This is a genomic window from Methanoregula sp. (assembly GCA_041645435.1).
Classification (GTDB): Archaea; Halobacteriota; Methanomicrobia; order Methanomicrobiales; family Methanospirillaceae; genus Methanoregula.
Genome location: JBAZQB010000001.1, coordinates 210,714 through 232,047, shown reverse-complemented (window position 1 = coordinate 232,047; position 21,334 = coordinate 210,714). Strand labels below are relative to the sequence as shown.

The 21,334-nt window shown below is 48.6% G+C and carries 22 protein-coding genes and 1 tRNA gene; 17 read left to right on the top strand and 6 right to left on the bottom strand.

The features are described from left to right. Nucleotides 1–76 precede the first annotated feature (76 nt). The 5 genes from WC593_01120 (at nt 77) to WC593_01100 (ending at nt 4,287) form a co-directional block, all read left to right on the top strand. The gene (locus WC593_01120; protein MFA4823736.1) at nt 77–568 is read left to right on the top strand and encodes an amino acid-binding protein; all 492 of its coding nucleotides are present in this window, start codon (nt 77–79) and stop codon (nt 566–568) included. Continuing rightward, on the top strand, nt 565–1,551 hold the full coding sequence (locus WC593_01115) for a homoserine dehydrogenase (GenBank protein ID MFA4823735.1): 987 nt from the start codon (nt 565–567) through the stop codon (nt 1,549–1,551). Before WC593_01120 ends, WC593_01115 begins: the two co-directional genes overlap by 4 nt. Continuing rightward, on the top strand, nt 1,535–2,641 hold the full coding sequence (locus tag WC593_01110; protein ID MFA4823734.1) for a sugar-specific transcriptional regulator TrmB: 1,107 nt from the start codon (nt 1,535–1,537) through the stop codon (nt 2,639–2,641). Before WC593_01115 ends, WC593_01110 begins: the two co-directional genes overlap by 17 nt. 464 nt (nt 2,642–3,105) lie before the next feature. Beyond that, a complete protein-coding gene (locus tag WC593_01105) occupies nt 3,106–3,498 on the top strand; it encodes a type IV pilin N-terminal domain-containing protein (GenBank protein ID MFA4823733.1) in 393 nt (130 codons plus the stop codon). A gap of 396 nt (nt 3,499–3,894) precedes the next feature. Further along, nucleotides 3,895–4,287, top strand: coding sequence for a type IV pilin N-terminal domain-containing protein (locus WC593_01100; GenBank protein ID MFA4823732.1), 393 nt, complete (start codon nt 3,895–3,897; stop codon nt 4,285–4,287). A gap of 435 nt (nt 4,288–4,722) precedes the next feature. Here the strand turns inward: WC593_01100 and WC593_01095 are convergent. The 3 genes from WC593_01095 to WC593_01085 all read right to left on the bottom strand — a co-directional run bounded on the left by WC593_01095 (nt 4,723) and on the right by WC593_01085 (nt 7,787). Beyond that, nucleotides 4,723–4,807 (bottom strand) — tRNA-Leu (locus tag WC593_01095). A gap of 59 nt (nt 4,808–4,866) precedes the next feature. Then, a complete protein-coding gene (locus tag WC593_01090; protein MFA4823731.1) occupies nt 4,867–6,681 on the bottom strand; it encodes a KUP/HAK/KT family potassium transporter in 1,815 nt (604 codons plus the stop codon). 74 nt (nt 6,682–6,755) lie between these two features. Continuing rightward, entirely contained in the window at nt 6,756–7,787 is a 1,032-nt protein-coding gene (locus tag WC593_01085; protein ID MFA4823730.1) for an AI-2E family transporter, read from the bottom strand. 118 nt (nt 7,788–7,905) lie between these two features. Between WC593_01085 and WC593_01080 the strand changes: the two genes are divergently transcribed. Continuing rightward, the gene (locus tag WC593_01080; protein MFA4823729.1) at nt 7,906–9,411 is read left to right on the top strand and encodes a potassium transporter TrkG; all 1,506 of its coding nucleotides are present in this window, start codon (nt 7,906–7,908) and stop codon (nt 9,409–9,411) included. Nucleotides 9,412–9,665: 254 nt separating this feature from the next. Further along, on the top strand, nt 9,666–10,871 hold the full coding sequence (locus tag WC593_01075; GenBank protein ID MFA4823728.1) for a TraB/GumN family protein: 1,206 nt from the start codon (nt 9,666–9,668) through the stop codon (nt 10,869–10,871). A gap of 133 nt (nt 10,872–11,004) precedes the next feature. Here WC593_01075 and WC593_01070 read toward each other — a convergent pair whose 3' ends face one another. Next, nucleotides 11,005–11,553, bottom strand: a complete 549-nt coding sequence (locus WC593_01070) for a hypothetical protein (GenBank protein MFA4823727.1) — start codon at nt 11,551–11,553, stop codon at nt 11,005–11,007. On the opposite strand from WC593_01070, the gene WC593_01065 reads away from it, so the two are divergent. Then, on the top strand, nt 11,528–12,229 hold the full coding sequence (locus tag WC593_01065) for a hypothetical protein (protein ID MFA4823726.1): 702 nt from the start codon (nt 11,528–11,530) through the stop codon (nt 12,227–12,229). The genes WC593_01070 and WC593_01065 overlap by 26 nt on opposite strands. Nucleotides 12,230–12,273: 44 nt before the next feature. Here WC593_01065 and WC593_01060 read toward each other — a convergent pair whose 3' ends face one another. Next, nucleotides 12,274–12,972, bottom strand: a complete 699-nt coding sequence (locus WC593_01060) for a TIGR00266 family protein (GenBank protein MFA4823725.1) — start codon at nt 12,970–12,972, stop codon at nt 12,274–12,276. 1,011 nt (nt 12,973–13,983) lie between these two features. Between WC593_01060 and WC593_01055 the strand changes: the two genes are divergently transcribed. The 9 genes from WC593_01055 (at nt 13,984) to WC593_01015 (ending at nt 20,677) form a co-directional block, all read left to right on the top strand. Continuing rightward, entirely contained in the window at nt 13,984–14,526 is a 543-nt protein-coding gene (locus tag WC593_01055; GenBank protein MFA4823724.1) for a methyltransferase domain-containing protein, read from the top strand. Next, nucleotides 14,517–15,122 (top strand): cobalt-factor II C(20)-methyltransferase, encoded by a 606-nt coding sequence (locus WC593_01050; protein MFA4823723.1) that lies wholly within the window; start codon nt 14,517–14,519, stop codon nt 15,120–15,122. Before WC593_01055 ends, WC593_01050 begins: the two co-directional genes overlap by 10 nt. After that, nucleotides 15,109–15,843: a cobalt-precorrin-4/precorrin-4 C(11)-methyltransferase gene (locus WC593_01045; GenBank protein ID MFA4823722.1), complete on the top strand. Its 735-nt coding sequence runs from the start codon at nt 15,109–15,111 to the stop codon at nt 15,841–15,843. The genes WC593_01050 and WC593_01045 overlap by 14 nt, the downstream gene beginning before the upstream one ends. Further along, nucleotides 15,840–16,712 (top strand): cobalt-precorrin 5A hydrolase, encoded by an 873-nt coding sequence (gene cbiG / locus WC593_01040; GenBank protein ID MFA4823721.1) that lies wholly within the window; start codon nt 15,840–15,842, stop codon nt 16,710–16,712. The genes WC593_01045 and cbiG overlap by 4 nt, the downstream gene beginning before the upstream one ends. Beyond that, nucleotides 16,696–17,481: a precorrin-3B C(17)-methyltransferase gene (cobJ, locus tag WC593_01035; GenBank protein MFA4823720.1), complete on the top strand. Its 786-nt coding sequence runs from the start codon at nt 16,696–16,698 to the stop codon at nt 17,479–17,481. The genes cbiG and cobJ overlap by 17 nt, the downstream gene beginning before the upstream one ends. Then, nucleotides 17,429–18,094 carry a precorrin-8X methylmutase gene (locus tag WC593_01030; GenBank protein ID MFA4823719.1) on the top strand — a complete coding sequence of 222 codons (666 nt, stop codon included), beginning with the start codon at nt 17,429–17,431 and terminating at the stop codon, nt 18,092–18,094. Before cobJ ends, WC593_01030 begins: the two co-directional genes overlap by 53 nt. Then, the gene (locus tag WC593_01025) at nt 18,091–19,098 is read left to right on the top strand and encodes a cobalt-precorrin-5B (C(1))-methyltransferase (GenBank protein ID MFA4823718.1); all 1,008 of its coding nucleotides are present in this window, start codon (nt 18,091–18,093) and stop codon (nt 19,096–19,098) included. The genes WC593_01030 and WC593_01025 overlap by 4 nt, the downstream gene beginning before the upstream one ends. Next, on the top strand, nt 19,095–19,679 hold the full coding sequence (locus WC593_01020) for a cobalt-precorrin-7 (C(5))-methyltransferase (GenBank protein ID MFA4823717.1): 585 nt from the start codon (nt 19,095–19,097) through the stop codon (nt 19,677–19,679). Before WC593_01025 ends, WC593_01020 begins: the two co-directional genes overlap by 4 nt. Before the next feature lie 821 nt (nt 19,680–20,500). Further along, complete coding sequence (locus tag WC593_01015) at nt 20,501–20,677, top strand: hypothetical protein (protein ID MFA4823716.1); 177 nt, start codon at nt 20,501–20,503, stop codon at nt 20,675–20,677. A gap of 39 nt (nt 20,678–20,716) precedes the next feature. Here WC593_01015 and WC593_01010 read toward each other — a convergent pair whose 3' ends face one another. Beyond that, nucleotides 20,717–21,250, bottom strand: a complete 534-nt coding sequence (locus WC593_01010) for a hypothetical protein (GenBank protein ID MFA4823715.1) — start codon at nt 21,248–21,250, stop codon at nt 20,717–20,719. Nucleotides 21,251–21,334 lie beyond the last annotated feature (84 nt).

The window sequence follows — 21,334 nt, the reverse complement described above, 5'->3', positions numbered from 1 at the left end:
TAGGCCGGTAATCAAAATAAAAGACTTATCTAAATAGCCGTGCTACTACTGGTCAGGTGGTTTTGTGCAGGTCTCCATGAAACTTGAGATGAAGGATTCGCCGGGCCAGTTGGTTGCGGCATTAAAACCCATATCCGAAGTCGGTGGAAATATTATTGCAGTGATTCACCAGCGCGAAACGGACTCGGATCATAACACTCTTGATGTCCAGATTGTGCTCGAAATACCGGAAGAGCGGCTTGAAAAGTTAGTTGTCCTTCTCAAGGAACAGGGGGTGCACATACAGCGCATTGGCGAACAACGCCTGCTCTACAAGCGGACGGTCATCATGATTGGGCATCTCATGCATACGGATCTTTCCGACACCGTTGACAAGATTGATTCCACCGGGTTTGCTGAAGTAAGTGAACTTGCCATGAGTATGCCTGCTGTAAAAGAACGATCATCGTCACGACTGACAATAAAATCGGTAACCAAAGAGGATATGGAAGCGGCACTCGCCATCCTGCGACGCGTGTCCCTGCAGAAATCGCTGCTCCTTATTGAACCCCTGGAGGAGATCGCATGAAGATCGCTCTGATTGGTCTTGGTTCGGTGGGACGTGGCGTTGCAGAAATGATCACCAAAAAAGATCTAGGACTAACGATTACCGGACTCGCCGATTCAAAAAGCGGGGCAATGGACTACGGGGGACTAGATATTCCCTCCCTTCTTGCATATAAGAAAAAGAACGGACATTGCGGCGATCCAAATCTTTCGACAATTGATATCATCGAAAAGGCAGATTATGATGCACTTGTCGAAGTCACTCCGACAAATGCGTTGTCGGGTGAACCTTCGATTGGCTATATTAAAACCGCCCTTGCCCGGAAAAAACATGTCGTCACTTCAAATAAGGGTCCCATCGCACTGGCGAACAAAGAGCTTCGTGCAATGGCGCACAAAAATGGTGTGGCCCTCCGGTATGAGGCAACGGTTGCCGGCGCGATTCCCATTATGCATACATTAGAACAGGGACTTGCCGGTAATGAGATCCTCGCACTTTACGGAGTCCTCAACGGCACCTGTAATTATATTCTTACCCGGATGGCCGCTGAAGGACTGACCTATGATCAGGCCCTGATGGAAGCCCGGGAGATGGGGTATGCTGAAGCGGATCCAACCTATGACGTCAAGGGTATCGATGCAGCGATCAAACTGGTTATCCTGGCAAACACGATCTGGGGAAACGGTGTCAAGCTGAGCGATGTGGACTGCACTGGCATCGATCTCTTAACGCCAGATGCACTGCGACTTGCTGAAGATGAAGGATGCACGATCCGTCTTATTGCCGAAGCGATACCCAGAAAGCACATTCTTCGTGTATCTCCCCGTATCATCGAAAAGAGCCATCCTCTCGTTGTTGATGGCACATTAAATGCCCTGACGCTTGAGACCGATATGGCCAAAGAGATCACGCTTATTGGCAGAGGTGCAGGATCCATAGAGACAGCAAGTGCAATTATCGGTGACCTCCTGTTCATTAAGGACCGCTATGACGGGCGTTCTTGAGCACCGGCGTGAGTACCTGCGCCTGATGCGACAGATCACGCTCGACAAGGGTTTTTTTACCGTTACTGATATCCATACTGCAGCAAATATTCCCCGCAGCACCGCACAGGACTGGGTGAGTCGACTGCTCCGGGAGGGATGCGTGTTCCTTCGGGAGGAAAAACGGGGACGGAATGCAGCACGCTATGCTGCGCTCAGTGCGATACCTTCCAGTACCTGCCGTCGGATATTTACCACCGTTGATGGGGAGAATGTTGAAATTTATCATGACTGTATGAGTGGTGCCTGTGCAGCGTTCTGCGGGCACCATCACGCACTTGCCGGAGGAGTATTATCCCATGTCCAGCGGGATGGCACGCTGCTCAGGGAATGTGCCCGCATCGGGTACCGTGATGTCCCAGTCGGGCTGTTGCCTCTTCCAGCCGTGGGGGTTATTGGCATTCAACGTACAGATGATTCGATAATCCAGAAGATACGGTGCATTGGCGGACCGGCTTATTCCCTGTCCGATATGATGGCCCGGGCGGAAGGAGTGACAAGGGTTGATACTCATCACGAAGGTCACATTGTTGAAGGAGAGGTCTGGACACAGGCAATGGTCCACGTGACAATCGGGATTGATGACACCGATTCAAAGGAGGGCGGCGCGACATTCGCTCTCGCTCTTGCCCTTCTTTCGCATGTGACCCGGATAAAAGGTGTTCTGCCCATCAGTCATCATGTGGTGATGCTTAACCAGGATGTATATGTAAAAACAGCGGGCAACTCGGCAAGTTTCATCGAAGTGGCTGTGGTTCCCGATATGCTGGATGAACTTGCCGATAAAGTAAGGAGGTTTGTGGCTGATGAATCACTTTCCCCGGAATGGGGTATTGCACTTCGCACGGGGCTTGGCGTTCCTGAACCACTGAGGGGATATGGCAGGCTTGTGCGTGAGCAGGTGATTACCCGTACGGTTGCAGAAGCGACAGCAGAGCGTTTTGGCATTTCCCTGATTGGGGGAAATGGCGTGATCGGTGCACTGGGGGCAGTTGCGCTTGCCGGACTTCCGCATGAAATACTTCTGGATACTGCCCGTAAAATTGAATGAAACTCTTTTTTTCCAATAATACGATGGCGAGCAATAGTAGATTTCCGGCAACCTTTTTACAGTCAACCATAGTATAATTCAAGTGGCAAAAAAGATCCATAAAAATTCACCATAAAGGTTTCAATAAGGTACGATTGATCCGGACACATTTTTTAGATACTGTCGTGATTGCTATTGAAAATTTCCGTGCAGAGAGAGAAGGATCAGTTGAATATTTAATCAAAGCTTAATTTACGAGTTCATTGTTTCTGAGTATGATCTAGATGAAAAACAATCAACATCTGACTGAAAATCTTACATCAGCATTTCACGAATCAGGATTCATTGTGAGTTACTGGAGGAATCCTTATCCGGCTCATATGATTTTTACAGCCTTAAATGATATTATTATATATTTACAAGCGGACTAACGTAATTACACATTGTCGTGTCCCTTTTGGGGCATGTTTAAGGAGTCTTAACTTATGGCATTTACCAAAAAAAATGAAGAAGCAGTATCACCGGTCATTGGTGTGATCTTAATGGTCGCAATCACGGTGATTCTCGCAGCGGTTATCGCTGCATTCGTGTTCGGCATGGCAGGGAACATCCAGAGCACCAAGACAGTTGGTATGACTCTTACGAGCAATGCAACAAATTATGGGGTTGCCACTATTACGGGAGGACCTGATCTCAATTCTCTTACTCAGGTCAATGTCTCTATAGACGGCGGCGAGGAACAAGTAATACTTCCATTAGCATCCATAGCAGTCGGCAAGTTTAATACCACTACAGCCACTATCAAAGGCAAACGGGTAATATTAACCGGCTATTTCAGCGATGGCACCACGCAAATGCTCATAGATAAAAAATTCTAATCTTTTTTCTTTTGGGCATACTCATTAGCCGGTTCATATCCGGAGTTTCACTGATAACCAGTCGGTGAATTGTTCTCAACTTAGGAATTGACTAAATAATTTCCTGTTTGCTTTTTGTTTTCTAGAATCGCCAGTTTTACATTCCCCACACAATTTGGTATCAGGCAGACTCGATCGCAATCCTGTTTAGTTCCCCGTACAATAACCTACATCAGAACATACGATAGATTGTACGGTTTCCGAAAAGATTTCTCTTTCAACCTGTTTCATCACTCATTAGATCAAGTGAGTGCTGGATATTACATAATCAACAACATCCTTATATGTTTACATTGGTATTAACGTAATTACACATTGTCATGTCCCTCTTGGGGCATGTTTAAGGAGTCTTAACTTATGGCATTTACCAAAAAAAATGAAGAAGCAGTATCACCGGTCATTGGTGTGATCTTAATGGTCGCAATCACGGTGATTCTCGCAGCGGTTATCGCTGCATTCGTGTTCGGCATGGCAGGGAACATCCAGAGCACCAAGACAGTTGGTATGACTCTTACGAGCAATGCAACAAATTATGGGGTTGCCACTATTACGGGAGGACCTGATCTCAATTCTCTTACTCAGGTCAATGTCTCTATAGACGGCGGCGAGGAACAAGTAATACTTCCATTAGCATCCATAGCAGTCGGCAAGTTTAATACCACTACAGCCACTATCAAAGGCAAACGGGTAATATTAACCGGCTATTTCAGCGATGGCACCACGCAAATGCTCATAGATAAAAAATTCTAATCTTTTTTCTTTTGGGCATACCAATTAGCCCGGTTCATATCCGGAGTTTCACTGATAATCAGTCGGTGAATTTTTCTCAACTTAGGAATTGACTAAATAATTTCCTGTTTGCTTTTTGCTTTCTAGATTTACAGATCTAAGTAACCCCACTATTCATCATCTGGTATGTTAGACCAGCGATGCATTTTCAATCCCGTTTTGATTAATCACGTACAACAAACCACATCAGATGATATGGAGGATTGTGGGATTCCTGAAAAGAAAATCGAAGAAACAGATGGAATTCAGATGCCGCACATAGCCACTATGAGATTTTGTTCTGTGACGATATGGTGGAGATCTACTAAAGATACAGAAAAAATAGACGACCGCGTTCGGTATGACCGGAATCATTCCATGTAATTGTACCAAAAAGATTCAAAAAGAGTAATAAAATGCGAGGGAAGGGATTCGAACCCCTGAACTCCTGCAAGACTGGACCCTAAATCCAGCGCCTTTGACCTGGCTCGGCAACCCTCGCTCTCTCTGATATATTGGTGCTGGCGTGATAAAGAGATTATTCCTTTTTTATCAGGAAAATTACATATCCACTCTTGTCACTACGCCGTGAATCTTATCGGATGGCAGCTTGTAGAACTGCACGACAGAGGGAGAAAGGCGTTTGATTGCCGCAAAAATACGCCAGGCAACATGGGTCGTAATGATATCTTCCATGCCATAGAAGATCGTCTTCTCATCAATCTCTGCCTCTTTTAAAATATTGCCGATATCGACAATCTCCATGTAGCCAAGATATATTTCAAAGATCGAGAGGCCGCGGGTGATCTCGCGGGTGACACCCCAGGTTACCCCGAACGGCTGTTCCGTACGTATGATCGAGATAATGATATTGTCATCGTAGACGATATTATTGGTAAACATAATCCGGGGAACATACTGGGGTAATTTCCGGAAGTCCCTGGCAAAGAATAATGCAGTACCCGAGATCCTGTTCACTGAAGGGTAGACTTCATTGAATTTTACTAAGAAATCATCCAGAGGAATCGGACTTAACGCAGCGGCGAGTTTCTTCTGGCCGTTCACATAGATCATGATGATGCAGAATGGAATGAATGCGATCAGCAGGGACCAGTATCCCCCGTAGGGAATCTTGTGGAAGTTGGAGATCAGGAATACAACCGTAATGACAAAGATGGTCACTGCAACTAAAGACTTGACAACCTCCCCGCGAAGGATGAGAATCCACGCGATAAGGATACCGGTAATTGTCATGGTGCCACACACCGCGAGACCGTAGGCAAGCGTGAGGTTGTTGGAAGACCTGAAGATCGCAATGACAAAGAGAACCGCAAAGAGCAATGCCCAGTTTACGATATCGATATAGATCTGGGAGCGGAGTTGCGGTGAAGTATATTCAATCCGTAACAGCGGCAGGATACGGGTGGTGATTCCCTGGTACACAATAGAAAAGATCCCGGAGATCATGGCCTGCGATGCAATGATGGTTGCTGCGATGCTCAGGATCAAAAAGGGGATGTACAGGATCTCGAACTGCGAGAAGATCATCTCAAAGAGGAGGTTGTGAGCACCGGGGTGCGTCATTAAAAATGCCCCCTGGCCAAGATAGTTCATCACCAGAGCAATAAAAACAAGATACCATGCCTTGACAATCGGCTCCCTGCCCAGATGTCCCATATCTGCATACAGCGCTTCGCCCCCCGTTGCTACAAGTATGACAGAAGACAGGATTAAAAAGCCTTCAAGCCCGTGAGTGGCTAAGTAATTGATACCATACATCGGGTTAATTGCAAGCAGTACCTGGGGTGAGAACCAGATGGCAGCAAGACCAGCACCGGCAAGTGCAATAAACCAGATGACCATTACCGGCCCGAACGCCCACGCCACCCGTTCGCTCCCCCGGGCCTGGATTGCAAAGAGACCAACCGCGATGATGCCCGCGATGAGCATCAGCAGTATCTGGGGAGTATTTTCCAAACCAGGGATGAGGGTGATACCTTCCACAGCAGAAAGCATACTGATCGCCGGGGTGATCACACCATCGCCAATAAACAGTGCTATACCGACAATGGCAAGAAGAGAGACAAATGCGATCTGGTTGCCGGATTTTAACATCGGTAGCAGGATCTCTTTGAGCACAATCGTCCCGCCTTCACCTTTTTTACCAAGGTGCATGGCGAGATAGGTATACTGGACAGTGACAAGCGTGATCAGTGTCCAGATAATCAGCGAGAGAATTCCCATGATGTTCTGCGGTGTCGGGGGAATGAGGAAAAAAATAGCAGTCAGCGCATAAATCGGACTGGTACCGATATCGCCAAACACAAGCCCCAGTGACTTGACGACTCCATGCATGGAAAAAGAAGTGCTCGCCATTCGTTATTACCAGTCGTCGGAAATAGGGTATAATCCTTTCCTTTTAATTAAATAAAGACATGTTCTCCGGTTGACTACGGGTCATCAGCAAATGAGGACAAGCCGCGTTCTTTCCTTTCTTCCGTGTACATCCGGTAACTGGTGATAAGAAGCACAATGATCAGCGGCCCTAAGACAAAACCAGCAAGCCCCATAGTGAGAAGTCCCCCGATTATACCGATGAACATGATCACCGGGTGGATTTTCACTCTCCTGCCGACAAGGACCGGGCGGACATAAACCTCAGGAACAAGAGAAACGATCAGGTACCCAAGGAAAAAGAGGATCAACACACCACGGGTATCCCCAATTGAGAGTGCATAGGCACCGATAAGGACAAACGCAACGGATGATCCGATAATAGGGATCAGTTCACAGAATGCAGCAAAATATGAATAAAAGATGATGTCGCCATACCCGAGCAGGTAAAAAACCGGGATTGCAATGAAGAACGTAAGCACCGCGATGACAATCTGGACATAATAGATGGCATACAAGGTGTCTCCCGTAGCATCGGAAAGACGGTTGATATATTTTTTTAATGGCCCAGGTACATGTTCAATAATTTTTATCCGGAGTTCCTCCCCTCGTAAAAAGAGCATGAAAAGAGTAAAGAAAAAGACGAACATTTTGAAGAGGATAACGGGAAGGTAAGTGATCAGGGTTTTATTATAATCGACAAAGAGTTCGGTTCCTTCCTGTAAGAGAACGGAAAGGGTGGTCTTGCTTAACGGGATGCCATATGCCATGGGATTTGTCAGGGGATTATTGAGCCAGTTGCCGATGGTGATAAACATCTGGGAAAGGGTAGTAGCATTTGCAGAAAATATTGCAAGGGTGATCAATCCCATGATGCAAAAAACTCCCAGCACCGCCAGCGTCATAACCAATGCCGAGATCCATGGTCTCACGTGGAATGAAAGCCGGTTATGGAGCGGAATGAGAACGATTGCCAGCGACGCACCGAGAAGAACCATATCCATAATTGACCAGAATACAACAAACGCCACAATAATGAGAACGATTAAAAGAATTGACGGGAACTGGTCAGCTCGGATACGGATCATGAATGATCTCCTATTGTGCAGGATAGGAAATTAATAGGTTCGTCCAATTTTTTTATTGCTTCACATCAGAAAGCGATACCCATAACACTAATAACCGCCCAATCACCTTGGTTATCAGATGAAGCGCATCGAGCATATCGCCATGATCGCGCACGACATGGGGCTGATCTTTGAGTTCCTTGGTGTCGTATCACTCCTGCCGTTTCTGGTGCTCGTTGTTTTTCGCGAGTGGGACCTTATCCTGCCGATGGCAACCGCTCCGCTCGTTTTTATCCTGCTGGGGTATGTAATATCTCACATCCCTCACCAGGATCTCGAACCTTCTTCTTCCATCACGATTGCCGCTGTCGCACTTTCGTGGCTTGCCATCGCACTTATCGGCGCACTTCCGTTTGTGTTTGGGCTACACATGAGTTATGTGGATAGTATTTTTGAGGCAATGTCCGGTTGGACAGGTACCGGGTTTACCATGATCACATCTCTCGATACAACTCCCAAAACACTTCTCTTCTGGCGCTCATTTACGCAATGGATCGGCGGTATTGGGATCATTGTATTTGGGATTTCATTGCGCCGCAAGACGCGTACATCGCTATTCCGGCTTTATCGCGCCGAAGGCCGGGAAGAGGAACTGGTTCCCGCCTCAGTCTCAACCAGTCGCCGCATGTGGATGATCTACCTCGTCCTTACATTTGCATTCACCGGCCTTATCATGCTCTCGGGAATACCGCTCTGGGACTCGCTCAATATTGTCATGGTAGCAATAGCTACGGGCGGATTTACCCTTCATGCGGGGAGCCTGACCTATTACAATAACCCGCTTCTTGAAGTCCTGCTTATTCCCGTGATGCTTGCCGGAGCAATCCCGTTTAAGGTCTTTTTTTTCCTGTACCATGGCAAGGTATTGAACATGATGCGGGATCCAACGGTGAGAATTCTGCTGCTCATCGCGCTGGTGGGATCAGTCATCACGTCACTGGATCTGTTTATCTTTGGAAACCTGCCGATCACTACAGCATTCCGCCAGGGTGTCTTTACTGCAGTCTCCGGCCTGTGTACCTGCGGTCTCCAGAATTCAAACCCACACTACTGGGCGGCAATCCCGATTGCGGTCGTTGCCATGCTGATGTTTATTGGTGGAGCTATGGGCAGCTCTGCCGGCGGAGTGAAAGTAAACCGTGTGATGCTGGTCTTTGACGGGGTAAAATGGTGGTTCCGCAGGTTCTTTGTCAGCAGCCGCGTGCTGGTTCCCTTAAAATCCGGGGGGCATACCCTGTCAAAGGAGATCTCCGAACTGGCCATCTCAAAGAATCTGCTGGTTGTAGTGTTGTATGTCATAACGATTTTTATTGCAACAATCATGACTCTGCATCTGTACATTACCTCGTTCCGGTTAGAAGAGGTTGTTTTTGAGATTGTCTCAGCATTGAGCAATGTGGGACTTACCGTAGGTTTTATCAGTGCTGCAAGCCCGGTCTCGATAAAATGGATATTTATCCTGCTGATGTGGTTAGGACGACTTGAGATTGTACCGGTAATCATTATTATCATGGGTATTGCCCGGGAGATCGAGATCGATATAAGCCACACGTCTCAGGATCAGGACCGTCTACCCCCAAATTAATGCGGATGGCAAGGTACCTTTTTTATCAATGTCAGAATTCCCTGTTTGATAATCTTTTTTCCCAGTGAAAACATGACGAATCGGTAGCCAGTAGCAAATATTGTGCTTTTAAAAAATCTGCGCGTAATAAATAAACAGAACATATTCCAGCAAAAATCGTGGATGACCCCCTATTGAATTTTCAAAATTATAATCATCTCATCGCTATTCTTAATCACCCCCCAACGCCAATACTGGTGACAACACGGTGGTTAATGGCCGAAATAAAAATAATCGGAACAGCGCATGTATCACAGCAAAGCGTCGATGAAGTGCGGGTGGCGATTGAGGAATATAAACCGGATGTCGTTGCAATTGAACTTGACCAGTCGCGCTATGCTGCCTTAAAAAAGCAGGGCCGGGATCCTTCGGTAAATGATGTCCTTGAAGTAAAAAATTTCAATACTCTTCTGGTCCAGTGGCTGATGGCATATCTCCAGCGCAAGATCGGTTTTGATGTCGGGGTTGAGCCCGGAGCCGAGATGAAAGCGGCGATCGAAGAGGCAGAACGATGCGGCATTGCCATTGCACTGGTAGACCGGGATATACGCCTTACACTCCTTCGCTTCTGGAATGCAATGGGTTTTTTAGAGAAATTAAAGATGATCTGGGCACTGGTCATCTCCATTGCGGAAATTGACAACGGACAGGAGATTGATATCGAATCGCTCAAGCAGCAGGATGTCATCGATATGGTTATGGTGGAATTCCGTAAATTCTCTCCCAACGGGGCCCGTGCACTGATCGATGAGCGTGACGCATATATCGCTCACCAGCTGGTCCTGTTAAAAGTGCAGCGCCCCGAAGGACGTATCCTCGCGGTTGTGGGTGCCGGGCACCGGCAGGGAATTGAAAATTATATCATAAACCCGGCGAGTCTGCCCCCGTTCGATTCACTTACACGGGAACCTAAATCCTTCCCGTGGGCAAAAATCTTCGGTTTTACGGTCACTGCACTATTTGCATTCCTGCTCGCCGCAATTGCATTTTCCGGCGTCGGGTGGGGAGTACTGCTCTATGCCTTCCTCTTCTGGGTGATCATTCATGGCGTGCTTGCGGCAATCGGTACTCTCGCAGCTGGCGGACATCCGTATTCAGCCCTAACCAGTTTTGCCGTGGCATGGATGACTTCGCTCAACCCCATGCTTCATTCCGGCTGGATCGCCGCATTTGTTGAAGCCAAAGTCAGGAAACCCCCTATGTCGGATTTCCGGAAGATCTATGATGCCCAATCCCTTACTGAGATGGCAAGAATCCCCCTCTTCAAAGTGGTTCTGGTTGCGGCCCTGACCAACCTGGGCAGCCTGCTGGGCACGGTGCTGTACTTCATCTTTGTCTTTCCCGTGCTCGGGATCGATCCAGGTGTGGTAATATCCACCGGTATCCAGAATATGTGGACCTGGATTACCCATCTCATCTGATTTTTTAATTTCTCTCTGGACTGAAAAGATCTGGAGATACAATAATTGGTTTTTAACCGAATCGGAAATTTTCTTCATTATTCTGAAAGAAGGATTTTTTATATTTGCGGTACCGGACGGCAAATACATTGCATTATCTTTTTTGCAGTGCTGCAATTTCGCAGTCTATCCAGTCCTGCACCACGAGTTTCATATCCTTTTTTGTCATGCCAGGCCAGTACTTTATCCGAATTTCTCTTTCGAGCAGAGTCAAGATCGGTTGCACCAGGGAAAAATACGCCTCATGAGTAGTAAATCCCCCGTTTCTATCCACATGAAGCAGGACGAGCTGGTTCAGGTGGCTCATCTCATCCGTCTCATCGATGAGTCGTTCCAAGGTTACACTTCCGGAAAAATCTGAAGTTGGTGTATCGCATACCGGTTCCGGATTAAGGCAGGTGGATGAACCTTCAGGAGGAATGTCTTTTTCTGTCACGTGATTTTCCCCGGGAATGATGTATTTGCCGATAATTTCTCCAAAATTAATACGATGAATAATATGATAAAAAAAGTTCTCTTTTTTTGGGATAAATGCATTGGTGTCAGGATAATCCTGCAAAATATTTATCCTGCCAGCGTGCTTTTGATAGTTTAACAGACTTGTTACTGGTGAAACCATGTCAAGCTCAGCACTGCTGGTCATTGAAGGGCTCTGGTGGACTCCGGAGCAGAAACCCAAACGCCCCTCGGTTCTGCTTTTTTTAGAGGGGCTGGAAAGTATCCAGGGTGATTTCAATATCTATTATGCGAATTTTTATGAGAAGACCGGGTTCCGCCATGCACTTGAAGATGACCTGACCAATACCCGCGAGGACCGGCTTTTCCTGTATGTTGCAGCGCATGGGACCGGCAAACGGATTGGGGGATTAAAAGCCAAGACAGGCATGAAACTCCCTGCGATGTTCAAGGCCGTCAGAAATGCCGCAAATTATTCCAATATCGAAGGTGTGCTCATTGGCTCGTGCAGTGTGGGTAACAATATCGATGATTTCATTTCAACGACAAAAAATTCACATATTGCGTGGATCTTCGGGTACACCTGCGAGATCGGGTGGATGGCAAGCACGCTCATTGATGTCTCGATATTCGAGCACCTGATGGGATTAAAAAAAAGCGATCTTAAAAACCGGAAAAAAATTCTTGATGCCTTTGAAAAAGCTCTCAGGCGCTTTAATGGAGAATATATCCTTTGCAAGGAAAAGGGAAAGAGCATTCCTTTAAAAGATGCGATCACGCTTGTTGTGCAGCCCCGCAGTATAGGATGCAAGGCACAGGATGAGACCAGTGCCCTGATGGAACGACTCGGCTGGAAAAAATAAGCTGCGGTTATTGATCCGGTTGTAAAACAAAAAATGCCGAAAAATTATACCGGCTTTACTTTTATTTCCGGCTTGGGCAGGAACGGGATGATTGAAGCAGCAATCTTTGCAATATCCATGGACTGGAGCACGACCCTGCCCGGGCCAGTGAGGGTCGTGACAAAGAGACCTTCGCCTCCGAATAGTGCGGTAGTAATACCACCGGCAAGGGCGATATCATATTTAACCGTGTCTTCAAAACCGACAACGAGCCCCGTCTGAACTTTGATAACCTCGTCGGGTCTTAACGTCATTTCGATAATATCCCCGCAGCAGTGCAGGAAAGCGGTACCGTTACCGTTCATGCGCTGGAGGATGAATCCTTCACCCCCAAAAAGACCGGCACGAATTTCTTCCGTGAACGCGATGTCCAGTTCGACCGACTCCTCGCAGCAGAGGAATGAACTTTTCTGTGCGATAAATTCCTTGCCGGGTGCGACATTGACGGTGAAAATTTTTCCCGGCATGGTACCGGCAAACGATACAAATCCCGCTGCATTCTGGCACGTGAACTTTGTGAGGAAGACACTCTCACCTATAACGGCTCGTTTCAGCCCGGAGATGATCCCGCCTTTGAGCTGGCTCTCCATGACCATCGTGCCGCTCATGTTCACCATCGATCCTGCCTCGGCAAAGATTCCTTCGCCCGGCAGCAGGTCGATCTTTGCCATCTGCAGGTTGTTGCCTATGATCTCGGATTTCATAATATTCCTTAACAGAACATTCACCGGAGAAGGAGAAATGTGTTTGGGATTTTTTTAGTGTGAAAAAATTATTTTAAAAATGTGTGTGAGAATTTTTTGATATTTTTTTAAAAATTTAAAACGGTTTCAAGATCCGGTCACGAAAATATTTGAGGACTGCTGATGATCCAAAACATGACCGTAAATTGCATAGGGATTATAACTATTTTTATTGTTTGGGTGTAAAGCTTTTTGGCTTCACGCGTTTTTTGAAAAAAAATCATGAACTTAAAAAAATTAAAATTATCCGGGAGCAATTCCGGATCGCGACCTGGAGGACCTGTACTATTACCCGACACCGACATCCGTCGGAGACCCCCACCTTAAGTGGGGGTCCAGGCCTCAATTTAGTGCCAAATTTGCGGAAGTTAAGTGCCAAAATTTTTTAAAAAACGCATTTTGCTCTAGTTTGACTGGATTAGGCATAAAGCGGGCTCTAAAAAAGTGCGCTAATAGACCCTATTGGGATGGTCGATCGTTTGGCGGATGGGCTGAAGTAGGTGGAAAATGAAAAGAAGGCCTGTTTTTAGGGGTCGTAAGGGAGAATCATCTCGTCGGCAACCGTCGTAAATATTGGCGATCTGCCCGGGTTTGAGATCATTGAAGACCTGCACTCTCCCAACCTTACTTCTCCGTCAGAGACCTCCTTGCCGCAATGTGGTCGAGGGCTTAAAAAAATGCGGAATTCGTGTAAAACGGAGCTATATCTTTTTTGAATCCTTCAACTCTTCCCCAGATTGGCTGATTGAGAGGGTTATCGTGCCCGGAAAAGTGCGTTATTAGACCCTATTGGTTGGCCGATCTCTTGGTCGATCAATAGATACCAGGGAAAAGGAAAAAGAACGGGGATTTTGTGGATAGGGAATGTAGTTCCTCTAAAGGTCGACAATAGATAATTTATATATTTCTGGTAACTTATCTCTCTGTCGTCAAAACAAGCCTTAATACCTTAACGCAACCAAACTTGTGCAGATGAACGGGACAAAACTTGCCGGCGGCCCAACGCAGGACGAGATCATGGCAGTCTCCCTTTTCAAACTGGGACTGCACAAGACTGATACCGTCATTGAGATCGGTTGTGGTACCGGCAAGGTCTCGGTTGCGATGGCAAAAGTTGCAAAAAATGTATACTCGCTCGACAAGCGGAAAGAAGCAGTATCGCTTGCAACAGAAACCGCACGGACTGCCGGAGTGCATAATATCGAATTTTTCTGCACGGAAGCTGCGGATTTTCTCAAAAACGATCAGATATTTGACTGTGCATTCCTTGGCGGCACAAAACATCTGGCAGAGATCCTTCCTATTCTGGCAAAGAACGTGAAGCGGACGATTGTGATCAACGCAGTCATGGTGAGCACACTCGAACGGGCGGTGACAATGTTAAAAGAACTCGGGATATTTACCGAAGTTGTGCAGGTGCAGGTCTCGCGATCGTACGATATTGCTGACAGTATCATGTTCCGGCCAATAGATCCCGTCTTTATTATTGTCGGAAGAGGAGCAGCATGCTCATAGGTCTTGGCCTAGGACCCGGGAACCCGGAACTTCTCACGCTACGGGCGGTCCGGCTCCTCAAAGAAGCGGATACCGTTTTTGTCCCGGGAAGGATCGCCCATGATCTCGTTGCCCCGTACCGCGAACCGGTCATGCTCGATTTCCCGATGACTGATGACGAAGCAAAAATCCGCGAGTGTCTCAAAGAGAATGCAAAGAAAATCGCACCCGTTGCAAAAGATGGTCTTGCAGTTTTTGGCATCCTTGGCGACCCGAATTTCTTTTCCACGTTCTCCCGGCTCTGCGATGTCATTGACGAAACGCATCCCGGCATCGGGTACCGGACGGAACCCGGCATCAGTTCCATCACCGCGTTTGCTGCTGCAGCCGGCGTTTCCATCAATGAAGGATTCACGGTTTCGGATGGGACGGTTTCGGACTCAAAAATCCTCTTAAAAGTGCGCAAGCCAAAAGAGCGGGCCGGCCAACTCCGTGCCGAGGGTTACCGGCAGTTTGTCCTTGTCGAGCGGATGTTCTTTGGGGACATGAAAATCTACCGGGACGATATGCTCCCGGAAAAGAGCGATTACATGAGCGTGATGTATGCCCGGAAATAATCCTGATAAACTCATCTGGTTTGTCGGGGCCGGTCCTGGCGATCCCGAGCTGATCACGGTCAAAGGAAAAGCCCTGCTCGACCGGGCAGACGTGCTGCTCTACGCGGGCTCGCTGGTCAACCCCGTTCTGGTTGCTTCAAGTTCCGCTAAGGAGAAAGTGGACAGCTGGGGCATGCATCTTGACGATATGATCGCTCTCATGGCCGATCGCGTGCAAAAGGGAAAGACGGTTGTCCGGCTCCACTCCGGTGATCCGGCACTGTACGGCTCGATCGTTGAACAGATCGCTGAGCTCCGGAAAAAGGGCATTACGGTCCGGATCGTGCCGGGAGTATCTTCGGTTTTTGCCGCAGCAGCTGCACTCACGACCGAGTTCACGCCACGGGGGGTTTCAGAAACCCTGATCATCACCCGCCCGGCCGGAAAAACACTTGAGAAAGACTACATCGCAGAACTCTCGCAGTACCCGGCTACCATGGCCTTCTTCCTCGGCAGCGAGCATTTTTTTGATATCACCGAAAAACTTGCATGCCCGAAAGATACACCGGCTGCAGTGATCTTCCATGCCTCGTGGCCCGACCAGCAGGTCATCTCCGGCACCGTTGCTGATATTGCACAAAAGGCGCAGGCTGCCGGCATCACAAAAACCGCGTTGCTCATTGTGGGTAAAGCGGTCAAAGGTACGGAATCCGGTTACCAGCGATCGCATCTCTATTCATGACCGAGACTGTTGTCATTGCACTTGCCCGTTTCATGCCGGAAGCAGAACGGATTGCTGGGTTCTTACATGCCCCATGTCATGAATATACTCCGGATATCTTTTCCAAACATTTTTCCAGTGCCCGCAGGATCGTTGCCCTGATGTCGATGGGTATTGTAGTGCGGAAGATCGCCCCGTTACTCTCGGACAAATGGACGGATCCGGCCATTGTGGTCATCAGCCCGGATCTCCGGCATGCAATCCCGCTGCTCGGTGGCCATCATGGGGCAAATGCACTCGCAAAGGAGTTAGGCGCACTGGGCATACTGCCCGTGATTACGACTGCCACCGAAGCAACGGGCCGGGATTCTGTTGAAGCGATTGCAGAACGGTATGGATGCGATATTGTAAACCGCGACTCCACCCGGCAGGTGAATGCAGCGATGCTGGATGCTGACGTCCCTGTGCATGCAGTGCAGAGTCCCGGCATTGTGATCGCCGGTCCCGGTGTTTCCCTGCTGGTAAAAAAAGGTGAATACACCCTTGGCGTGGGTTGCCGGAAAGGGGTCAATTCTGAAGAAGTGATCGACGCGATACAGGAAGCGCTCTCATCTGCCGGCATCACAAAAGAGGATGTGCTGGTCTATGCAACCACGGTAAAAAAGTTCAACGAGATCGGGCTCACCGATGCAATCACGGCACTTTCTGGCAATTTAATATTCCTTGACGATGAAACAATAAACGCCCAGACAGGAACGTCTCCCTCCAAAGCCACCCGACTCGGGCTTTTGGGAGTTGCAGAACCCTGTGCGCTTGCCGTTGCAAAGAGAAAAACGCTGGTCATGGGAAAGAAAGTTTACGGGAGAGTTACCGTTGCCATCGCACACTGAAAAAAAGGGAAGTCTTGCCATTGTCGGTCTCGGACCTGGCAGGAGGGAATACATGACCGCCCGGGCACTTAAGGCGATTGCCCGGGCTGATTACGTGATCGGCAATGCCTCCTACCTCGAGCCGCTTGAACCGCTGCTTGCCGGAAAGAATGTGATCCGGAGCTCAATGGGAAAAGAGGTGGAACGGGCACAGCAGGCCATTGACCTTGCAAAAATCCATGTTGTTGCCATCGTATCCGGCGGCGATGCTGGTGTATACGGCATGGCCAGTATCGTGCTCGAAGTACTCGAGCATAGCGGCATCGAGATCGATGTGGAAGTCATACCGGGAGTTACAGCAGCAAATGCCGGGGCATCGACCCTCGGTTCGCCGCTCTCCGGCGATTTTGCAGTGATCAGCCTTTCAGACCTGTTAACCCCGCTTGAAGTGATCGAGCAGCGCCTCGAAGCGGTCTTCTCGGTCGGCATACCGGTCGTCCTCTACAACCCGAGGAGCCGGGGCAGGCCGTACAACTTTGCCGTAGCAATAGAGCACGCCCGGAAATATCTCCCGCCCGAGACCCCCGTGGCACTCGTAAAGAATGCCCTGCGGGACAAAGATGAAGAGAAGATTGTCACTATGCTCAAAGACATTGAGCAGGTAATGGACCAGGTTGACATGCACACGACCGTGTTCATTGGCGGGAACGAGAGCAGGATATGGAGGATGGGAAACAATGTCAAAGGAATCATCACACCACGCGGATACCACCGCAAGTACGTATATTGATCCGGGCGCCGATACAAAGGAAGGCTATGCGATCTCGCAAAAATCCCGGGCGCTCGCCCGAAAGATGGTGGGAAACGCAACCGTGGAAGACCGGATTCGCCAGCGGTGCTCCATAGCGGTTGGCGATTTTTCCATGGCGGACCTTCTCCGGTTCAGCAACGACCCCATCCCCGCTGCACTCAAAGCTCTTGAGGCGGGTGCGCCGATAATCACTGATATCCGCATGGTACAGGTAGGTATCCAGAAGAAAGGGCATACGAGCGAAGTCTGCTGTGCGCTCGATTATGGAGCGGATATTGTGAAAGAACGGGGCATTACCCGAAGTTCCGCGGGGTTCATTGCCCTGAAAGACCGCCTTCCTGGTTCCATAGTTGTTATCGGCAATGCGCCGTCAGCCCTGCTCATGCTCTGTGACTTTGTCAAAGAGGGCATCCGCCCGGCAGCCATTATCGGGACCCCGGTCGGGTTTGTCAATGCAGCCGAGTCCAAAGAAGTCCTGCGGACAACCAATATCCCGTCCATATCCAATGAAGGAACCCGGGGCGGTACGCCGGTTGCCGTAGCTGCGATCAATGAGTGCATCACTATCTTTATCGAAGGCTCAAAGGTATGAGAGATCCGGTCACCGGTTTTGAATATCCTGGCGCATGGGTGGAACGGTGTAACGTCCCGGCACAACTCCTGCTCGCAGAGCAGGGCCTTGCAGTCCTCACATCTTCAGGAACCGTGCTCAGGCGCGGGTTTACCACCGGCACCACCGCTGCTGCAGCATGCAAGGCGGCAGTCCTCTCCCTTTCCGGTGCGATAATCACTTCCGTCACCATTCACATTCCCTGCGGGCTTACCGTAAAAGTACCGGCGGATGCCTATGCAGGAAAATCATCGTGTAAAAAATATGCCGGGGATTATCCATCTGACCTGACTGCCGGCCTGAATTTTGTGGCTGAAGCATTTCCCGTTCCCGAAGGCACCTACTTCCTGCTGGGTGATGGTATCGGCAGGTTTTCCCGTGACACACCCCGTTACCGGAAAGGAGATCCCGCAATCAGCCCGGCACCTCTTGCCTGCATACATGCATCGATACAGGAAGCGGTTGAAGAGTTGGGGCTTTACGGAATCAGGGTGATACTCCATGTCCCTCACGGTGCAGAAGTGGGTAAAAAAACCTTAAACCCCCGCGTAGGCGTGGAAGGCGGGATCTCGATTCTCGGTACCACGGGACTGGTCGAACCGTGGGACGATCATCTTGAGGAATCAGTCTGTGGCCGGGTATCTGCTGCCCAAAACCCGGTAATTACAACCGGGCGTATCGGGCTCCGGTATGCCCGGCTGCTCTTTCCGGACCGGGAAGTAATCCTTGTTGGCGGCAAGATAGGCGCTGCCCTTGATGCAGCGCAGGGAGAGATTATTCTCTGCGGGTTACCGGCCCTGATTCTCCGCCATATCAATCCGGGGATACTGGAAGGCACCGGGTTTTCAACTGTTGAAGAGTTTGCCGCTTCTCCCGCATTCCTGCCCGTAATGCGGACAACACTTGCCGGTTTTAAAAAAGAGCGACCCAATGTTCATGTTATGCTCGTAGACCGGAATGGTGTGGTAATCGGGGAGAGTCTATGAAAATTGTTGGTGTCGGCTGTGGGCCCGGGATGCTCACGGAAGAGGCGATGGTCCGAATCGCAGCGGCAATGACGATCTATGGCTCTGACCGGGCAATCGGGATCGCACGACCGCATATCCAGCCGGGGTGCGTGGTCAGGACCATCGATGATTTCAAGTCTCTTCATACGCTGCCCGAAGATGCTGTTATCCTTTCAACCGGTGATCCCATGCTTGCCGGTCTCGGGTACCTTTCCGGTGACGTAACCCCGGGTGTATCTTCACTTCAAGTGGCCGCGGCCCGGCTGCACATACCCCTCTCCCGCATAGCGGTAGTTGTTGCGCATGGCAGGGGTCATGAAAAGGGTATGCAGGAAACGCTTGAGGAAGTGCAGCGGGGAAAAATTGTCTATCTCCTTGCCGACCCGAAATTCGATGTCGGAGAATTGTATCGTCGCTTGTTGGTTCTGGACTGCCGTCCGCTTCGGATAGCGGTCTGTGAGAACTTAGGATATCCTGATGAGCGCGTTGATAAAGGAGAAATCGCAGCGCCACCCGTACCAAAAGCGGATCTCTACTCGCTGGTCGTTGGAAATTTTTAAAATAAATTGTGACATTATTCCCACTTCAGTAGTCATTCCAGGAACTTTTGAAAAATTTCCGCAAAAACATTAATCAGATCCCCTTAATTTTGGCAATTTTGCCCCAAAAGAAAACGGAGTTAACGGCGATCGAAAAAACCCCTAATCCGGGCATTTTGCGGGATTTGTTTTCTGGATCTCTCCAATATGAGCTCCGATTATATGAAAACAGACACCTGTTCGATCGAAAACTCCGGGAGTATTTGTATGAACAGGGGGTCCGGAGCACATCAAAGAAACATAAGATTGGGCAATTTGCCTGTTACAAAAGATACACTATTCTGAGCCTTATACGGGCTCCGATTGCCATTTTCCTGATCCAGTTTTCGGATTTTTGGGGAGGGGTGTCAACATCACGGAGAAAAAACGATTAAATCGCTTATTTTCGAAAAATAAGCGTTTTAAATCGAATAAAACCTGTTAAATTAGCGGGCTTCTGATGGTCACTTTTATTGACACATAGTTCAGGGGGTTTTTAAGGAAAAACTGCCTGCAAATGCCCTTGGTTGCCCACTATCGAGTTCACGTCGGAGAATTTGGGTTTTTTTGAGGCTTGTCTGGTTTTTCGAGTGGGGGGATAATTCTGGTTTGTGGAGGGGGGCATGTACCGTTTTTTCGAAAAATATTATCCGGATTTTTCTCACACGATAAAAAAAATAAGAAATGCTTTTGGCTGGAAATTTTTTTAATTTTTTCCGGTAGTATTCCACTGGAATACTGCATCCGGACAACAAGCTTTTTTCCTGACAGATTTGATAATGAAGTAAGGAATGAGTGTATCTATGGATAAAGCAACCAAAATGCAGTTAAGCGTCATGTTCTTTGTGATCGGTTTAGCGATGATGCTCATGCAGGATTTAAAACGCCTCGACACCATTAACCTTGGCTTTTCCCTGCCGTTTGCAATAATGTTCTATATCGGCCTGATCTTCATGGTTATCGGGTATTATCTCAAATGATCCGGGATCTGACTGCAACTCAGGCCTTGACCGGTAAAACTATCTCTTTTTTATTTTCCCGCTATCCGTTGTTTCCGGTTTTTTGTCTAAACTGATTTTGATCTCGCACTGGCGATCACCCGTACACATTGACCGGACATATCGTGCGGAATAGTCTTTCTTTAAGGCTGGGACCGTAGTGAGCGTGAGGGCCATACAGCGGGGAAAGGTATGCTCCCCGGTTGCACCGAGCTCATATCCGGTATCAAAGAACGGGCAGCGTTTGATAAGAATCACGGAACCATCATCAGATACATCGATGGTTTCGCTCTTGTAGTCCGGGCCAAACAATATGGCCATGACCGTACGCATACTCTCTGCCAGATCGTGTGCGTTCCCGACAGGTAACGCGAGATCCCGGACGATTGAAAATGCCCTGTAGGAGAGCTCGATCCAGATTTCCCGCTCGATCTCATCATATTTTTCTCCCAGTATCTTTCGGAATGCAACATCATACATTGCAGGAACCCGGGCAGCATACTCTGCAGCAAGCCGCCACTTGACATCATCGGGAATGGATTTGAGATCCGGCATCAGGGCATCTCCTCAATTACTCGTGTATAGGAAATCAGGTTATTTCAATTGTTGTCTGGCGGCATTTTTACGTTTTCTTTTTTC

What these genes read in the sequence shown, in the direction of transcription:
- WC593_01120 (MFA4823736.1), top strand. Translation starts at nt 77, where the DNA reads ATGAAACTTGAGATGAAGGATTCGCCGGGCCAGTTGGTTGCGGCATTA.
- WC593_01115 (MFA4823735.1), top strand. Translation starts at nt 565, where the DNA reads ATGAAGATCGCTCTGATTGGTCTTGGTTCGGTGGGACGTGGCGTTGCA.
- WC593_01110 (MFA4823734.1), top strand. Translation starts at nt 1,535, where the DNA reads ATGACGGGCGTTCTTGAGCACCGGCGTGAGTACCTGCGCCTGATGCGA.
- WC593_01105 (MFA4823733.1), top strand. Translation starts at nt 3,106, where the DNA reads ATGGCATTTACCAAAAAAAATGAAGAAGCAGTATCACCGGTCATTGGT.
- WC593_01100 (MFA4823732.1), top strand. Translation starts at nt 3,895, where the DNA reads ATGGCATTTACCAAAAAAAATGAAGAAGCAGTATCACCGGTCATTGGT.
- WC593_01090 (MFA4823731.1), bottom strand. Translation starts at nt 6,681, where the DNA reads ATGGCGAGCACTTCTTTTTCCATGCATGGAGTCGTCAAGTCACTGGGG.
- WC593_01085 (MFA4823730.1), bottom strand. Translation starts at nt 7,787, where the DNA reads ATGATCCGTATCCGAGCTGACCAGTTCCCGTCAATTCTTTTAATCGTT.
- WC593_01080 (MFA4823729.1), top strand. Translation starts at nt 7,906, where the DNA reads ATGAAGCGCATCGAGCATATCGCCATGATCGCGCACGACATGGGGCTG.
- WC593_01075 (MFA4823728.1), top strand. Translation starts at nt 9,666, where the DNA reads ATGGCCGAAATAAAAATAATCGGAACAGCGCATGTATCACAGCAAAGC.
- WC593_01065 (MFA4823726.1), top strand. Translation starts at nt 11,528, where the DNA reads ATGTCAAGCTCAGCACTGCTGGTCATTGAAGGGCTCTGGTGGACTCCG.
- WC593_01070 (MFA4823727.1), bottom strand. Translation starts at nt 11,553, where the DNA reads ATGACCAGCAGTGCTGAGCTTGACATGGTTTCACCAGTAACAAGTCTG.
- WC593_01060 (MFA4823725.1), bottom strand. Translation starts at nt 12,972, where the DNA reads ATGAAATCCGAGATCATAGGCAACAACCTGCAGATGGCAAAGATCGAC.
- WC593_01055 (MFA4823724.1), top strand. Translation starts at nt 13,984, where the DNA reads ATGAACGGGACAAAACTTGCCGGCGGCCCAACGCAGGACGAGATCATG.
- WC593_01050 (MFA4823723.1), top strand. Translation starts at nt 14,517, where the DNA reads ATGCTCATAGGTCTTGGCCTAGGACCCGGGAACCCGGAACTTCTCACG.
- WC593_01045 (MFA4823722.1), top strand. Translation starts at nt 15,109, where the DNA reads ATGCCCGGAAATAATCCTGATAAACTCATCTGGTTTGTCGGGGCCGGT.
- cbiG (MFA4823721.1), top strand. Translation starts at nt 15,840, where the DNA reads ATGACCGAGACTGTTGTCATTGCACTTGCCCGTTTCATGCCGGAAGCA.
- WC593_01030 (MFA4823719.1), top strand. Translation starts at nt 17,429, where the DNA reads ATGTCAAAGGAATCATCACACCACGCGGATACCACCGCAAGTACGTAT.
- WC593_01025 (MFA4823718.1), top strand. Translation starts at nt 18,091, where the DNA reads ATGAGAGATCCGGTCACCGGTTTTGAATATCCTGGCGCATGGGTGGAA.
- WC593_01020 (MFA4823717.1), top strand. Translation starts at nt 19,095, where the DNA reads ATGAAAATTGTTGGTGTCGGCTGTGGGCCCGGGATGCTCACGGAAGAG.
- WC593_01015 (MFA4823716.1), top strand. Translation starts at nt 20,501, where the DNA reads ATGGATAAAGCAACCAAAATGCAGTTAAGCGTCATGTTCTTTGTGATC.
- WC593_01010 (MFA4823715.1), bottom strand. Translation starts at nt 21,250, where the DNA reads ATGCCGGATCTCAAATCCATTCCCGATGATGTCAAGTGGCGGCTTGCT.